This is a genomic window from Streptomyces sp. Wb2n-11 (genome assembly GCF_001049855.1).
Taxonomy (GTDB): Bacteria; Actinomycetota; Actinomycetes; order Streptomycetales; family Streptomycetaceae; genus Streptomyces; species Streptomyces altiplanensis.
The window spans coordinates 6,170,751-6,185,223 of record NZ_CVPB01000001.1 but is presented as its reverse complement, the minus strand read 5'-3'; the positions used below and the strand labels follow the sequence as shown (position 1 = coordinate 6,185,223).

The following is a 14,473-nucleotide window of genomic DNA, read 5'->3' as shown; positions in this document are numbered from 1 at the left end:
CCGTCAGTCGGCGGTCGCCGCTGCTTTCTCCGGCGCGGCGGCCACCGGCTCCTCCCCGGCCTGCGACCGCGCCCCGGACTGGGCCGCGGCCTTCTTCGCGCGGCCCTTGAGCACGAGCATCGAGGTGACACCGAACAGCACGGCGAGCACCAGGCCCAGCCACGAGAAGCGCTTGAGCCACGCCTCCGCGACCACCCCCACCGAGTAGATGACGGCGGTGGTGCCGCCCGCCCACAGGATGCCGCCGAAGACGTTGGCGATGAGGAACTTCCAGTACGGCATGCGCAGGACGCCCGCGAGCGGTCCCGCGAAGATCCGCAGCAGGGCGACGAAGCGGCCGAAGAAGACCGCCCACATGCCCCACTTCTCGAACGAGCGCTCCGCCATGGCGATGTTGCTCTCGCAGAAGTGCTTGGGGAACTTGCGGCCCAGTTTCGCGAGCAGCGGCCTGCCGCCCTTGCGTCCGATCGCGTAACCGATCGAGTCACCGATGATGGCGCCCGCCGTGGCGCACGCGCCGAGGACGTACGGGTCGATGTCGCCGTGCTGGGAGGCCAGCAGGGCCGAGCTGACGAGAACGATCTCGCCCGGCAGCGGAATGCCCAGACTTTCCAGCCCGATGACAACCCCCACCAGGAGGTAAATGCTGACCGCCGGGATGGTCTCGAGCCACTCCGTGATGTGCAACGCCGGTTCCTGTCGTCGTGGGAGGGCGGCTGCCCGCCGTGCGCCCCCGTGGCGCACGGCGGGCAGCCTACCCGCACCTCACCGCGGCGCGGCGGCGTCCGGGAGGTCGCTCCCGTCACACGGGGCGCGGTCGGCTGGGGTCAGCTGTGGGGACGCAGAGTCCACACGACGGTCATCTCGCCCGTCACGGCGCCGTCCTCGCGCCGGATGGCGATCTCGACGGGGAATTCGGGGCGCTGTCCGGCGTCGAGCTCCGCGACCACGTCCGCCGCCGGGCGGCCGAGCGTCGCGGTCGCGGTGACCGGCCCCATGGCGAGCTTCTTGTAGCCGATCTCCGCCCTGACGGCGAGCGGCACGGCACGCGACAGCTGGTCGCCGAAGGCGGCGAGGACGATCGCGCCGCTCGCCGACTCGGCGAGGGTGAACATCGCGCCGGCGTGCGGGCCGCCCACGTGGTTGTGGTAGTCGGCCTGGTCCGGAAGGCGGACCACGGCGCGCTCCTCCGTGGTCTCCAGGAATTCGAGGTTGAGGGTACGGGCCATGGGAACCGTCGCCGCGAGCATGTCGCCGACGGACATCTGATCTGCGCTCATGCGGCGCCAGGTTACCCACGAGTAGGCACGCTTGGCCATCCCCTCGGGGGCGGAAGCAACGGCTCCGGCCGCGCACCTCTATCGTTACCGGTCATGTGGCCAGGACAGCAGCCGCCCGGGGGCGAGCAGAACCCGCAGGACCCGCAGGACCCGTACCGGCAGCCGGGCTATCAGCAGCCGGGGTACCCGTCACCTGGCTACCGGCAGCCGGGCTACCAGCAGTCGGGGTACCAGCAGCCCAATCCCTACCAGCAGCAGCCGTACGCGCCCTTGACGCCGCCGGGCGGCCCGCAGCCGCCGGACGGCAACCGGAAGAAGACCGCGATCGTCGCGATCGTCGCGGCCACCGCCGTCGTCGCGGCGGCCGTGATCACCGGCGCGGTGGTCCTGGGGAAGGACGACGAGGGCGGCGGCACCCGGGCGGGCGGCAGGAAGACCTCGTCGCCTTCCGCCACCTCCGAGGCCCCCTCCGCCCCCACCCCTCCCGTCGAGAATCCGCGCGGCGGCTCGGTCGAGAAGGCCAAGCCGACGATCCCCGGCTGGAAGGTCGTCACCAACCCGAAGCACGGAACCCGCTTCGACGTACCGCCGGAGTGGGAGGTACAGGCGTCCGGCATCACCCTCAGCATCGCGGACAGCGTGAACCCGGGAGACAAGCCCCTCATCGGGATGTCGGCGCCGGCGTACTTCAAGAGCGGGTGGTGCGGCAAGAACGCGCTGCTCGGAGCGGCCGGGACCCGGGGCGCGAACGGGGCCCGCACCACGACCACCGAGGCCGAGAACGTGGCCGACAACTGGGTGTTCGCCGCGTACGACCAGAAGGAGACCGGCACGTTCAAGGTCTCCAGGGCCACGCCGTTCACCTCCGCGTCCGGGCTCAGGGGCAGCGTGTCCGTCGCCTCCGTCACGGGCGTCGCCAAGAAGGACAAGTGCGACACCGACGGCAAGTCGATCGCCTTCGCCTTCAAGGACACCGACGGCGACTTCGCCGTCTGGAGCCTGTACACCTCCACGGGCGTCAAGGACGAACTCCCCGACGCGACCATCCGGAAGATCCTCAAAACGGTCCGGCTGATCGAGTCCTGAGCAGACCTGCCGCCGGCGCCGAATCGGTTTGGCAACGGCGGCCGACGCCAGCGATAGTCCGGAAGTGACATCTCCTGCCGCCGCTCCCCGCCGAGCCCGCCGCCCCGAATGGGCCGGCCGTAACTACACCCTGCTGACCGCCGCCGCGGTCGTGACGAACCTGGGCACCCACGGTGCGCTGATCGCGGCGGCGTTCGCCGTCCTCCAGGCCGGCGGCGACGGCGGTGACGTGGGCATGGTGGCCGCGGCCCGTACCCTGCCGCTCGTTCTGTTCCTCCTCGTGGGCGGTGCGATAGCCGACCGGATGCCGCGCCACCACGTGATGGTCGCCGCCAACGCGCTCAACTGCCTCTCCCAGGGAGCCTTCGCCCTGCTGGTCCTGACGGGCGATCCCCAGCTGTGGCAGATGATGGTCCTGACCGCCCTGTGCGGCACGGGCCAGGCGTTCTTCAACCCGGCGGCCGAGGGCATGCTCCTGTCCAGCGTCAGCGGCGAACAGGCCAACCGCGCCTTCGCGCTCTTCCGGATGGCCATGAACGGCGCCGGCATCGGCGGCGCGGCGCTCGGCGGCGCGCTGGTCGCCGCGGTGGGACCCGGCTGGGTCCTCGCCGTCGACGCCGCGGCGTTCGCCTTCGCCGGCGCGCTGCGGGCCTTCCTCGACGTGAGCCACATCAAGCCCCGCGAATCCGGCGGCGGGATGCTGGCCGACCTGCGCGAAGGCTGGCACGAGGTCGTCGGCCGGCCCTGGCTGTGGAGCATCGTGGCGCAGTTCTCGGTGGTCGTCGCCGTCGTGGGAGCCGCCGAGGCGGTCTACGGGCCACTGGTCGCCGAGGAGGAACTGGGCGGCGCCGCGCCCTGGGGCCTGGCCCTGGCCGCCTTCGGTGTCGGCACGGTCGGCGGCGCGCTGGTGATGATGCGGTGGAAGCCCCGGCGTCTGCTGTTCGTCGGAACCCTGTGCGTCTTCCCGCTCGCCCTGCCGTCGGCGGCGCTGGCCGTGCCGCTGCCGGCGGCGGGTCTCGCCGCGGTGATGTTCTTCAGCGGTGTCGCGATCGAGGTGTTCGGTGTCGCCTGGATGACGGCGCTCCACCAGGAGATCCCGGAGGAGAAGTTCTCACGCGTGTCGGCGTACGACTGGTTCGGTTCGGTCGCGATGCTGCCGCTGGCCACGGCGGTGGCCGGACCCGTCGAAAGCCTCGTCGGGCGCCATGAGGCGCTGTGGGGCTGCGCGGCTCTGGTGGTGCTCGTCACCGCCGCGGTGCTGTTCGTGCCCGACGTGCGGAACCTGACCCGCCGTACGCACGGGACGCCGAAGACGGACGTGTCCGTCCCCTCCCCCGCGTCCTCGTCCGCCCCCGCCGTGCCGTCAGCCGATGCCGAAGGCACCACCGGGCGGCTCGGGTGACTCCACCGCGTCCTCGTCCCGTACCGCCGTCGCGCCACCGATGAAGCGCGCCAGCGAAGGACCGCTCTCCACGCGCGCGGGGAAGGCGTCCCCGGCGGCCCTGCGGGCCAGGGCCGCCGTGTCGACGGGGACGTGCGAGGCGATCAGCACCGCGTTGCCGAAGCGGCGGCCGCGCAGCACGCCCGGTTCGGCGATCAGGGCGAGCTCCTCGAAGACGGCCGCGAAGGTGGCCAGCTGGGAGCGGAGGAAGGCGAACGGCGCGCCGTCCGCGAGGTTGGCCGCGTAGATGCCGCCGGGGCGCAGGACGCGTCCGGCCAGCCGTGCGTACGCGACGGACGTGAGGTGCGCGGGCACCCGGGAACCGCCGAAGACGTCGGCGACGAGTACGTCGGCGGAGGCGGCCGGGGCGTTTTCGAGCCACTGGCGCGCGTCGGCGCCGTGCACCCGTATCCCGGACCCTTCGGCCAGCGGCAGGTGTTCGGCGACCAGCGCCAGCAGGCCCCGGTCGGCCTCCACCACGTCCTGGCGCGAGCCCGGCCTGGTGGCCGCCGTGTAGCGGGGCAGCGAGAGGCCGCCGCCGCCGAGGTGCAGCACGTCGAGGGGTGCGCCCCGCTCCGCGGCGCAGTCGACGACATGGGCGAGGCGCCGCGCGTACTCGAACTCCAGGTGGGCGGGATCGTCCAGGTCGACGTACGACTGGGGCGCGCCGTCGACCGTGAGCAGCCAGGCCCGCTCCCGGTCCACGTCGGGCATCAGCTTGGCTGTGCCCCGGTCCACGTCCCGGATCACGGGTATCGGCTCGTCCACCCCACCATTGTGCGGCGCCGGTCGGCCCGCCCCGCGCCGGGGAGCGGTTCCGTGCCGTGTCCTCGGAGGAACTCCCCGCGGTGGAGCCGTGAGGTGTCACGGCGGGAAGGGGCGGGGCGGGTCCGGGAACAACTTCCGGACCGCCCCGCCCCGGCCGCCGCTCAGGCGCCGCTCAGGCGCCGCTCAGGCCACGATGCCCGTCACCGTGCCGGCGCCGACCGTGCGTCCGCCCTCGCGGATCGCGAAGCCCAGCCCCGGCTCCAGCGGTACCTCACGTCCCAGCTCGACGGTCACCGTGACCGTGTCGCCGGGGCGCGCGACAGCCGTTTCGCCGAGGTCGATGTCGCCGACCACGTCCGCGGTACGGATGTAGAACTGCGGCCGGTAGCCGCTCGTGACGGGCGTCGTACGGCCGCCCTCCCGCGCCGACAGGACGTACACCTGCGCGGTGAAGCGCCTGCTGGGCACCACGCTGCCCGGCGCCGCCACGACGTGGCCGCGGCGCACGGCGTCGCGCGGCACGCCGCGCAGCAGCAGCGCGACGTTGTCCCCGGCCTCGGCGGACTCCATCGGCTTCCCGAAGGTCTCCAGGCCGGTGACCACCGTTTCGCCCGCTTTCAACGTCGCAGTCGCGCCCAGCACCTCCACCCGGTCGCCGACTCTGACCGTGCCTCGCTCGACGGCGCCGGTGACGACCGTTCCGCGCCCGGTGATGGTCAGCACGTTCTCGACCGGCATGAGGAACGGCGCGTCCGTGTAGCGCTCCGGGATCGGTACGTACGTGTCCACCGCGTCCAGCAGCGCCTCGATCGCCGCGGTCCAGCGCGGGTCGCCCTCCAGCGCCCTGAGCCCGGACACCCGCACGACGGGCACGGCGTCGCCGCCGTAACCGTGCGCGGACAGCAGGTCGCGCACCTCCAGCTCGACCAGGTCGGTGAGCTCCTCGTCGCCCGCGTCGGCCTTGTTGAGGGCGACGACGATGTGGTCGACGCCGACCTGGCGGGCGAGCAGGACGTGCTCGGCCGTCTGCGGCATGATCCCGTCGAGCGCGGACACCACGAGGATCGCCCCGTCGAGCTGCGCTGCTCCGGTCACCATGTTCTTGACGTAGTCGGCGTGGCCCGGCATGTCGACGTGCGCGTAGTGCCGGGTGTCGGTCTCGTACTCGACGTGCGCGATGTTGATGGTGATGCCGCGCAGCGCCTCCTCGGGGGCCCGGTCGATGCGGTCGAACGGCACGAAAGTGCCGGTCCCGCGCTCGCTCAGGACCCTGGTGATGGCGGCGGTCAGGGTGGTCTTGCCGTGGTCGACGTGGCCCATGGTGCCGATGTTCAGGTGCGGCTTGGTGCGCACGTATGCCGTCTTGGGCATGGTGATCTTCCTCGGAAGGTCGAAGCGTGGGAGGGACCCCCGGGCCTTGCCGACCCTCCCCCTGCGGGGTCCGCCGGACGATCCGGGAAGGGTCAGCTTCGGGCGCCGCCGAAGGGCGCTGCGGCAGCGGATGCCGCGGAGGTGAGTGCTGCGGGGATGTTCACGGCAGCCTTCGGCGCGTCCGCTACTGCGGTCTGCGCTGCGAGGAAGGCGTGCCTGGACATGTCGTCGATCCTCGCCGACGGCCGCCCTCGCGTCGAACGGTTTTCCTCCCTCTCCGGCCCTTCGGCGACCGAGGCGGGGAGAGGAGGTTCACGAAGCTGTCACGAGGCGGTGCGGTGCGCATTACAGCGATCACACGCGGTTCTCGGTTAGTCTCCCCGGATGCTCGAGCCCGCCGCTTCGCCCGCAGGTTTCACCGTCCGGTGCACCAGGGCGCTGCTCTCCCCCTGGTCCCGGCTGTCGCTGCTCGTGGTGATGCTCGCGGCAGCGGTGACGACGGTGCTGGTCCTCGAACCGCAGCGGTTGCTGAGCGCGGGCTGGCCGCCCCAGCTGAGCGGTGCGGCGGCCGTCGTGCTGTTCGGTCTCGCGTACGGGCTGTGCACAGCGGCGTTCGTACCGCGGCCGATCCTCAATCTCGCCGCGGGCGCCCTGTTCGGCTCGCAGGCGGGGCTCGTCTCCGCCGTCGCGGGAACGGTCGTCGGCGCCGGAATCGCCTTCGGCCTCGGCCGGGTGCTGGGCCAGGAGGCGCTGCGTCCGCTGCTGCGCGGGCGGGCGCTGCTCGCGGCGGACGGCCAGCTGAGCCGGCACGGTTTCCGCACGATGCTGGCCGTCCGGCTGTTCCCCGGTGTGCCCTTCGCCGCCGCCAACTACTGCGCCGCGGTCTCCCGCATGGGGTGGCTTCCGTTCCTCCTGGCGACGGGGATCGGGTCGGTCCCCAACACGGCGGCGTACGTCATCGCGGGAAGCAGCGCCTCGTCCCCGACGTCTCCCGCGTTCCTGATCGCCATGGGGTTCATCGCGCTGTCCGGACTCGGCGCGGCGGTGGTCGCCTGGCGCAAGCGCCACCGGCTGCGCGGCAAGACCGGCAAGTAGCCGAGCGGGGCCGCCGGATCCGGTTCCTGCCCGGCCGGGCACTCAGACGGGGGCTTCCCGCGGGGGCTGTCGCCGCGGACGATACTCTGCCCAGCGACGGACCTGACCGCATCTGCACGCTGCTGCACACTCACATCCGGGACGGCATTAGCCCCATGAGTTGGTTCGAATCATTCATCCTCGGACTCGTCCAGGGGCTCACCGAGTTTCTGCCGATCTCGTCGAGCGCCCACCTTCGGCTGACAGCCGCCTTCGCGGGCTGGCACGACCCGGGTGCGGCCTTCACTGCGATCACCCAGATCGGCACCGAGGCGGCCGTCCTCATCTACTTCCGCAAGGACATCGCCCGGATCGTCTCCGCCTGGTGCAAGTCCCTCGTCGACAAGTCGATGCGCGGTGACCACGACGCCCAGATGGGCTGGCTCGTCATCGTCGGCTCCATCCCCATCGGCGTGCTCGGCGTCACCTTCAAGGACCAGATCGAGGGCCCGTTCCGCGACCTGCGGCTGATCGCCACCACGCTGATCGTCATGGGCATCGTCCTCGGCATCGCCGACCGCCTCGCGGCCCGCGACGAGGCCGGCGGCAAGCACCGCGCGGTCAGGGAACGCAAGACGCTCAGGGAACTGGGCGTCAGGGACGGCCTGATCTTCGGCGTCTGCCAGGCTATGGCACTGATCCCGGGCGTCTCGCGCTCCGGCGCGACGATCAGCGGCGGCCTGCTGATGGGCTACACCCGCGAGGCGGCGGCACGCTATTCGTTCCTGCTCGCCATCCCCGCGGTGCTGGCTTCCGGTGTCTTCGAGCTCAAGGACGCGAGTGAGGGCGGCCACGTGTCGTGGGGCCCGACGATCTTCGCGACGATCATCGCCTTCGTCGTCGGCTATGCCGTGATCGCGTGGTTCATGCGTTTCATCACGACGAAGAGCTTCATGCCGTTCGTGATCTACCGGGTCCTGCTCGGCATCGCACTGTTCATCCTGGTCGGCACCGACACGCTGAGCCCGCACGCGGGCGAGTCGGCGGGCTGACCCGCGCCTCTCGCCGGTCCCACCGGTCTCACCAATGCGAAGGGCGCGTCAGCGCGGGCGGGAGCCTGGTGCCGGCGTCGCCCTTCGCCGCGTTCAGCTGTGACTGGGTGAGGAAGAAACTTCCGGTGAGGTCGGCGCCCGAGAGGTCGGCGTCGCGGAAGTCGGCCCCGATCAGGTCGGCCACCCGCAGGTCGGCGCCCCGGAGATCGGCGCCTATGAGGTACGCCCCCCGCAGGTCGGCGCCGTGCAGGTCGGCGCCCTGGAGTTTCGCACCGATGAGGTCGGCGCCCCTGCGGTCCTTGGTCCGGCGCCCCTTCTTCCCCTTGCCGGCCCTCTGCCCCCGCTGCCCTTTCCCGTCGCCCGTGACGCCGGCGCGCACGAGTTCGCTCGTACGCAGGAGGAGAGCGTTGACGTCCTGCCGGTGCGCTGCCACATCCAGCGCCAGCAGCTCGTCCGGGCTGCCCTGCGAGAGGCGTTCGACGGTGGCGAGGGCGGTGCGGAGGTCGCCGTGGAGGGCACGGGCCGGCCCCAGCTCCAGTGCCTCGTTCAGGTACCAGAGCAGTTCGTGGAGCTGCCGCACGACGGGGAGGAGGGCGAACATCTGCCGCGCGGTGTCCGGGGCCTGCCGCCAGTCCTGTCCGGCGTAGGTGACCTGGGATATCCGCTGCCCCGCGCCGAAGCAGTCGTACACGGTGCAGCCCTGGAAACCCTGCGGCCTCAGGCGCTGGTGGACACCGCAGCGGAAATCGTCCTGGAGGTTCGGGCAGGGCTGCCCGGCGTCCTTGTCGATCGCGAAGTCCGCGGAGGCCGTGAAGGCGAGTGCGACACAACACAGACCGAAGCAGTTCGCACAGTCGGCCCGCAGGTCGAGGCCGCCTCGGCCGGGGACGGATGTGGTGTGAACGCGCTGCTCGGACAAGGTGTGCGACCTCCTGGCGGGGTAGCGGGCACCGCCGCCCGGCACCCGGCGTTCCACCCTAGTGCGAGGAAAGCCACTGCCGTACTGGTGCTCGCTGTCAGTGCCTCGCCGTAGTCTTGTCGCATGTACCGCTCACCCCCGCCGTCTGGTTCCGTGCGGCCCCTGACCGAGGCGAACGAGGCGATCCGCGCCCTGGTCGAGTCGCGCACGGACGGGTCATGGCCTGCGGACGAGTACGAACTTCTGCTTCTGCAGTGGGACGCGGCCGTGCGCGGCGAGGTCGTCGAAGTGGCCTAGGGCCTGTTCCGGGTTTGGATCATGTTGGTCGGAGACTGCGGATCCAGATCACGGCACCGCGTAGGTGGAGTCCGGCGAGGTGGCTGGTGGAGGTCTTGTCGTAGCGGGTGGCCAGGCCCCGCCACTCCTTGATCTTGTTGATGCAGCGTTCGACGGTGTTGCGGTCCTTGTACAGGTTCGGATCGTGACCGGCCGGGCGGCCGCCGCGCGAGCCCTTCTTCTTGCGGTTGGCGGCCTGGTCGGCCTTCTCCGGGATGACACCGCGGATGCGGCGTCGCCGCAGGTAGGCACGGTTGGCGCGGGAGGAGTACGCCTTGTCCGCCGCGACGGCGCCGGGCCGGGTGCGCGGGCGTCCGGCCGGACCACGCACCCTGATGCCCTCCAGCACCGGGATGAAGCGGGGGCTGTCGGCCGCCTGTCCCGGTGTGACGATGAACGACAGTGGCCGGCACCGGCGTTCGGCCGCGAGGTGGGTCTTGGTGGTCAGTCCGCCCCGGGAACGGCCCAGTTCAGCCGCGCGGAGCCGGGCTCTGCGCCGCCGCCGTAAACGCCGCCGTTCCTCACGCGCCATTTCATCGCCGTCCTTGTCCGGCGGCACTATTGACGTGCTTTGCCCCTTTCGAGGAGCCCCTTTTCCTCGGTGACGGCCTTCTCCAGCTCGTCCAGCAGTTCGGGATCGACAGCCATTCCCGCCGCGTGATGATGAGCGCGGGCGACCGTGGAATCCACGCTGACCAGGTCGAGATCGACCTGTCCGCGGGCCGCCGCCTCGGCGATCATCCCCTCCAGCAGCGTCCGGAAGGTCCCAGCCACCGCCCAGCGCCGGAACGCGCCGTAGACGGTCGACCAGGAGCCGTACTCCTCAGGCACGTCCCGCCAGGGACACCCGACCCTGAACCGCCACATCACAGCGTTGAACAGCCGCCGCAGGTCAGGGACCGGGCCACACTCACCCACCGGCAAGAACGGCTCGACCAACTCCCACTCGGCATCCGAGAGATCACCACGCGCCACCCTCGGCAACTACCAGGCCCAGACCGCCCAGCACCGGCGAATCTCCAAACCAATGATCTGAACCTGGAACATGCCCTAGCAGCCCAGCCGGCTCGCAGGGCCTTGTCGAGTTCGAGCAGATTCCAAGGACGCATGGCGCCACCCTTGCAGCCACCACTGACATCACCGACGGCACAGGCGTCATGCCTGCCGCCGAACCATACGATCCTCCAGACAGTAGACAAATAGTCACATCGGACAGGGAGATCACATGTCCGTCCGCAAGGAAATGAAATGTCCGCCCAGAAGGACGTCAGCGGGCCCGTTGACATCGATGTGGGCAGCGGTCCGTCGTAGCCGGCCCCGTCAGCCCGCCACGTAGCCGTCGGGCCCGGACAGCTCTGCGGCTGAGGACGCCGCGCGATTCAGGTGGAAAGGCCCGCCCGGATCAGCTGCCTCCGCCACAGCCGCCGCCACCCCCACAGCCGCCGCCACCCCCGCAACCGCCGCCCCAGGACGAGCCACCCCGGTGGTTTCCCTCCCACCAGCCGCCCCCGCTCTTGACCGGCTGGCGGTCGCTGCGGCTTCCAGCGGCCGCCACGAGCCCCACGATCAGCAGCACCACGATCACCACCAGGCCGAAAGCCAAGATCCTCACGGCTCTCACCGTCCTTCCAGTCCCCCGAAGCGAGGCGCTCGCTTCTCACATGGGTGGGAGATGCCCCCGCCTCCCGGAAGGCAAAGCACACTTGAGCGACTTCAGAGGGTTCTATCGAAGGAACGGCCCCTGACCTGCGCATATGTGCAGGTCAGGGGCCGTTCGCACACCACCGGGCCGTCTGCGGGCCGTACTCTTTCCCAACGATTGTTCAAGCTCCGAGGTGTCCCCCGTCGCTGGAGCCGAGGAGAGGATTCGTGAGCCGCCGTTGGACGGCGGTGGGCAGGGACCACAGCTCGGCACGCCGCCTTTGGCCCTCCGCCCCCTGACGGGACGGGCGGCACGGCGGATGCCGGACACGGCCAGGGACAGGGCGGCCGGGGACACGGCGAGCGATTCCGCCGCGTGTTCATGCCAGCGGGTCATGGCCCCAGTTCATGAGCGAATGCCTCCATCGGGTGTCCCGTACATCGCCCGAGGGCCGCTGGGCCAGGTGCCGCCGGACGTAGCCGGTGACCTTCCGCATGTGCTGGTAGTCGTCGTCCGAGAGGTCGCCCTTCTTCGCGCGCAGGAGGTCCACGATCCGGCGGCCGGAGGCGTGACCCGTGGACTCGCCGCCGTCCTTGTGCTGTCCGGCACTCTGCGACTGCTCGGATTCCAGCCACTTCTCCAGTTCGGCCGGCTTCATGTTCACCAGCTCGTGGAACTCGTCCCAGGTCTCTTTCCGCTCACTGTCGTCCACGCGACCTCACTTCTTCTTCAGCGCTGACGGCTTGTGCACCGCGGACTTGCCGGACTTCTCACTGCGGACCTGGTACTGCGGATCCTCGGACGAGGCGTCCACCGTCCGCCCTGCGGCTTTTGTCCGCTCAGTGATCTTTTTCTCTACCTTGCCTTCGGCTTCACTGCCGTGACTGCTCCAGGTGACCTTGTCGCCCTTCTGCAGCCCCTTGCTTCCGCTGCGCTTCTTCGTCATGCGTTCTCCCTCGCTGCGCGCGCCGGACGACCCGGCCTTCCTCCTCCAGAGTGCGGGCTTTCCGGTCTCGTCGCAGCTCGTGAACAGGCGCAGCTGCGGGCAGAAGCGAGTACAGCCGGCGACAGCGGTCACCGATGGGACCGGGGAAGCCGGAAAGCTGGTACGGCGACGTCGTCGGCGTTGTGAGGGACGAGGCCAGTGAGCTAGTACTGCAACCGTGTCTGATGTGGCGGTGGTTTAGTTTGCGGGCTGTGGCCTCGTCGTCTGTAGTGGCTGATGCGTGCTCGGTGCTGTGCCTGTCGTCGCCATCTGGATCCGTGCAGGACCTGGGTGATCGGTGGGAGGAGCCGTGCTGTGAGGTGGGCGGTCAGGCGGCGGATCTCGGGCGGGCTCAGCGGGACAAGGTGCTGCTCACCGGGTTTGGATCCCCTTTTTTGAACTCCTGTGCACGCACGGTTGTGAGGTAGGCGTGGGCTGCCATGGCGAGGGTGATGTGCCGGTACCAGGCGTGGTACTTGCGGACCTGGTAGTGGTCGAGGCCGCATTCGTTCTTCGCGCTCTGGAAGCACTCCCCGATCGTCCAGCGGCGGCCGGCCACGGCCAGGAGGGTGTTCAGGGTGGTGTCCTGAGGTGCGAAGCAGACGTAGGAGGCGATCTCGGTGGGATCGGTGATGCTGCGGCGGGCCAGTACCCAGTGCTCGACGCCCTCCTCGCGCCGGGGGCGGATGGGGGCCCGGGCCCAGTCGTAGACGCGCTCGCCGTGGGAGCCCCGTCCGTGGGAGCGGCGTTTCCACGCCTGCCGGGGCAGAGTGGCGACCAGCTCTTCCACGGGGTGGTCCATGCGTGAGGCGGTGACGACGGTGTCGGTGCGGCGGGTCGCCAGCACGTGGAACACCCCGCGCTGTTCGAGCCAGTACCGCAGGCCTTTGACCTGCCCGTATGCCTCGTCGGCGGTCAGCCATGCGAACGGCACCCGCGCGGCGAGGGCCCGCTCGATCATGCTCTTGGCGTGTTCGTTCTTCGTGGCGAAGGCGATCTCGTCGGGGACCGCGGCCGCGCGGCAGCGTTCCCGGTCCCCGGTCCAGGACGCGGGCAGGTACAGCTCCCGGTCGATCAGCGTGTGACCGGCATCGGTGGCATAGGCCAGGAACGTGCCGACCTGGCTGTTCTCGACCCGGCCCGCCGTGCCGGTGTACTGGCGCTGGACCCCGGCCGAGCGAACCCCCTTCTTCAGGAACCCCGTGTCGTCCACGACCAGCACCGCCTGCCGGTCACCGAGGTGTTCGATCACGAACTCCCGGATGTCGTCACGGACTTCGTCCGCCTCCCAGCCGCACGTGTTGAGCAGCCGCCGCAAACGGTCCGGCCGGCCATGACCCGCATGCTCGGCGACCGTCCACGCGTTCCTTCCGCTCCAGCGACGACACCAGCCCCCGCAGATAGGCCAGCGCCGACTCCCGGGGCTCCGAGCGCTGAAACCGGTGCAGGAACCGCTCATGCACCTCCTCCAGCCCCGCCACCCACCGCCACCCATCACCAGCTTCGAGGTCCCCACCCATGACAGGAACAACGACCACCACAACACACCGACACGCCAAACACGGTTGCAGTACTAGGCACCGCCCGGCGGTTCATACGGCCTTCCGGCCGATCGCCCGTTGGTTCGTGGAGCGGCCACCGCACGGTGATCAGCGAAATCCTGTCCCGGACCCGCACCGGCTCTCCGTGACGTGATCCGCCGGGACGCCTGGGACCGCCGCGGCTGCGCCGGGCTCGCCTCCGACGCGTTCGTAAGCCGCGGTCGAATACGTCACGCGGCTTCCGGGGTCTTCGTCTCGAGCCCGCCCCGCCGGGCTGTGCGCGCCACCAAGGCGCTCCGTTCCGCGCCGGTGCGCCTCTCGCGGTGTGCGGGGCTCTTGGGTGCGGAGTTCTTGGCATGCGGGGCTCTTGGCCCGGGGCGCGCACTGCCGGAGACTGGACCGATGACGCAGCGCACAGAGCTCGCGACCGTGATGGACAGACTGGCCATCGACGCAGTGATCACCGGATACGCCGTGGCCGTGGACGACGCCGACTGGCCCGCCTACCGCTCCCTGTTCACCCCGGACGGCCGGGCCGACTACCGCACGGCGGGCGGCATCGAGGGGTCGGCCGCCGAAGTCGCGGACTGGCTGGCACAGACGTCGCGGCTCTTTCCCGTACGTCAGCACCTCATCGTCAACAGGCAGCTGCGGCTCGAAGACCGCAACGGCGACACCGGGGACCGTGCGGAGCTTCAGGCCGACTATGTGAACCCGATGCGGCCGGAAGCCGCGCCCGGCGACAGCGGCGGGTCCGAGCCGACGGCCGGGCCCGTCCTCGTGTCCGGCGGACGCTGCGCGTTCGGCCTGCTGCGTACGGAGGAGGGCTGGCGGCTGCACTCCGTGGCCGTGCGGGAGAAATGGCGGCGCACCACGCGCTGACGTGCGGGAAAGCCCGTTACGTCCGGGCCGCTGCGGGCACACTGTCCGCGATCGCCGCACTCCCCCACACTGGTGGCAGGGACTGCTCCCGGGCTC

General features: G+C 70.6%; 14 protein-coding genes and 2 pseudogenes. 6 read left to right on the top strand and 10 right to left on the bottom strand.

The genetic code is table 11. The features are described from left to right. Nucleotides 1-3: 3 nt before the first annotated feature. Nucleotides 4-687 carry a DedA family protein gene (locus tag BN1555_RS28245; RefSeq protein ID WP_093801993.1) on the bottom strand — a complete coding sequence of 228 codons (684 nt, stop codon included), beginning with the start codon at nucleotides 685-687 and terminating at the stop codon, nucleotides 4-6. Between the two features lie 140 nt (nucleotides 688-827). Continuing rightward, nucleotides 828-1,280 (bottom strand): DUF4442 domain-containing protein, encoded by a 453-nt coding sequence (locus tag BN1555_RS28240; RefSeq protein ID WP_255306209.1) that lies wholly within the window; start codon nucleotides 1,278-1,280, stop codon nucleotides 828-830. 93 nt (nucleotides 1,281-1,373) lie between these two features. Between BN1555_RS28240 and BN1555_RS28235 the strand changes: the two genes are divergently transcribed. Both BN1555_RS28235 and BN1555_RS28230 read left to right on the top strand, forming a co-directional pair. Further along, nucleotides 1,374-2,366 carry a DUF8017 domain-containing protein gene (locus BN1555_RS28235; RefSeq protein ID WP_093801991.1) on the top strand — a complete coding sequence of 331 codons (993 nt, stop codon included), beginning with the start codon at nucleotides 1,374-1,376 and terminating at the stop codon, nucleotides 2,364-2,366. Nucleotides 2,367-2,430: 64 nt separating this feature from the next. Further along, nucleotides 2,431-3,768, top strand: a complete 1,338-nt coding sequence (locus BN1555_RS28230) for an MFS transporter (RefSeq protein ID WP_093801990.1) — start codon at nucleotides 2,431-2,433, stop codon at nucleotides 3,766-3,768. Here BN1555_RS28230 and BN1555_RS28225 read toward each other — a convergent pair. Together BN1555_RS28225 and tuf are read right to left on the bottom strand one after the other, a co-directional pair. Beyond that, complete coding sequence (locus tag BN1555_RS28225) at nucleotides 3,730-4,575, bottom strand: spermidine synthase (RefSeq protein WP_093801989.1); 846 nt, start codon at nucleotides 4,573-4,575, stop codon at nucleotides 3,730-3,732. The two genes, BN1555_RS28230 and BN1555_RS28225, sit on opposite strands and share 39 nt — an antisense overlap. A gap of 183 nt (nucleotides 4,576-4,758) precedes the next feature. Further along, nucleotides 4,759-5,946, bottom strand: a complete 1,188-nt coding sequence (gene tuf / locus BN1555_RS28220) for an elongation factor Tu (RefSeq protein WP_093801988.1) — start codon at nucleotides 5,944-5,946, stop codon at nucleotides 4,759-4,761. A 384-nt stretch (nucleotides 5,947-6,330) separates the two neighbouring features. Between tuf and BN1555_RS28215 the strand changes: the two genes are divergently transcribed. Further along, nucleotides 6,331-7,041: a TVP38/TMEM64 family protein gene (locus BN1555_RS28215; protein ID WP_093801987.1), complete on the top strand. Its 711-nt coding sequence runs from the start codon at nucleotides 6,331-6,333 to the stop codon at nucleotides 7,039-7,041. A gap of 155 nt (nucleotides 7,042-7,196) precedes the next feature. Continuing rightward, nucleotides 7,197-8,072 carry an undecaprenyl-diphosphate phosphatase gene (locus tag BN1555_RS28210; RefSeq protein ID WP_093801986.1) on the top strand — a complete coding sequence of 292 codons (876 nt, stop codon included), beginning with the start codon at nucleotides 7,197-7,199 and terminating at the stop codon, nucleotides 8,070-8,072. 28 nt (nucleotides 8,073-8,100) lie between these two features. On the opposite strand, the gene BN1555_RS28205 is transcribed toward BN1555_RS28210, so the two are convergent. Further along, nucleotides 8,101-8,991 carry a pentapeptide repeat-containing protein gene (locus tag BN1555_RS28205; protein WP_093801985.1) on the bottom strand — a complete coding sequence of 297 codons (891 nt, stop codon included), beginning with the start codon at nucleotides 8,989-8,991 and terminating at the stop codon, nucleotides 8,101-8,103. Nucleotides 8,992-9,114: 123 nt separating this feature from the next. Here BN1555_RS28205 and BN1555_RS39145 point away from each other — a divergent pair, with 123 nt between their 5' ends. Continuing rightward, complete coding sequence (locus BN1555_RS39145) at nucleotides 9,115-9,288, top strand: hypothetical protein (RefSeq protein WP_176710151.1); 174 nt, start codon at nucleotides 9,115-9,117, stop codon at nucleotides 9,286-9,288. A 19-nt stretch (nucleotides 9,289-9,307) separates the two neighbouring features. Here BN1555_RS39145 and BN1555_RS28200 read toward each other — a convergent pair. The 5 genes and pseudogenes from BN1555_RS28200 to BN1555_RS28175 all read right to left on the bottom strand — a co-directional run bounded on the left by BN1555_RS28200 (nucleotide 9,308) and on the right by BN1555_RS28175 (nucleotide 13,474). Next, a pseudogene (locus BN1555_RS28200) lies at nucleotides 9,308-10,302 on the bottom strand (IS5 family transposase). A gap of 427 nt (nucleotides 10,303-10,729) precedes the next feature. Beyond that, nucleotides 10,730-10,939, bottom strand: a complete 210-nt coding sequence (locus BN1555_RS28195; protein WP_176710150.1) for a hypothetical protein — start codon at nucleotides 10,937-10,939, stop codon at nucleotides 10,730-10,732. A gap of 409 nt (nucleotides 10,940-11,348) precedes the next feature. Next, the gene (locus BN1555_RS28190) at nucleotides 11,349-11,681 is read right to left on the bottom strand and encodes a DUF3140 domain-containing protein (RefSeq protein WP_093801984.1); all 333 of its coding nucleotides are present in this window, start codon (nucleotides 11,679-11,681) and stop codon (nucleotides 11,349-11,351) included. 6 nt (nucleotides 11,682-11,687) lie between these two features. Next, entirely contained in the window at nucleotides 11,688-11,915 is a 228-nt protein-coding gene (locus BN1555_RS28185) for a hypervirulence associated TUDOR domain-containing protein (protein ID WP_093801983.1), read from the bottom strand. 391 nt (nucleotides 11,916-12,306) lie between these two features. Next, nucleotides 12,307-13,474, bottom strand: a pseudogene (locus BN1555_RS28175) (IS701 family transposase). A gap of 423 nt (nucleotides 13,475-13,897) precedes the next feature. Between BN1555_RS28175 and BN1555_RS28170 the strand changes: the two are divergent. Then, nucleotides 13,898-14,377 carry a nuclear transport factor 2 family protein gene (locus BN1555_RS28170; protein ID WP_093801982.1) on the top strand — a complete coding sequence of 160 codons (480 nt, stop codon included), beginning with the start codon at nucleotides 13,898-13,900 and terminating at the stop codon, nucleotides 14,375-14,377. The last annotated feature ends 96 nt before the right edge of the window (nucleotides 14,378-14,473 follow it).

Coding starts and splice junctions, on each gene's coding strand:
- BN1555_RS28240 (WP_255306209.1), bottom strand. CDS start 1,280: ATGAGCGCAGATCAGATGTCCGTCGGCGACATGCTCGCGGCGACGGTT.
- BN1555_RS28235 (WP_093801991.1), top strand. CDS start 1,374: ATGTGGCCAGGACAGCAGCCGCCCGGGGGCGAGCAGAACCCGCAGGAC.
- tuf (WP_093801988.1), bottom strand. CDS start 5,946: ATGCCCAAGACGGCATACGTGCGCACCAAGCCGCACCTGAACATCGGC.
- BN1555_RS28215 (WP_093801987.1), top strand. CDS start 6,331: ATGCTCGAGCCCGCCGCTTCGCCCGCAGGTTTCACCGTCCGGTGCACC.
- BN1555_RS28210 (WP_093801986.1), top strand. CDS start 7,197: ATGAGTTGGTTCGAATCATTCATCCTCGGACTCGTCCAGGGGCTCACC.
- BN1555_RS39145 (WP_176710151.1), top strand. CDS start 9,115: ATGTACCGCTCACCCCCGCCGTCTGGTTCCGTGCGGCCCCTGACCGAG.
- BN1555_RS28185 (WP_093801983.1), bottom strand. CDS start 11,915: ATGACGAAGAAGCGCAGCGGAAGCAAGGGGCTGCAGAAGGGCGACAAG.
- BN1555_RS28170 (WP_093801982.1), top strand. CDS start 13,898: ATGACGCAGCGCACAGAGCTCGCGACCGTGATGGACAGACTGGCCATC.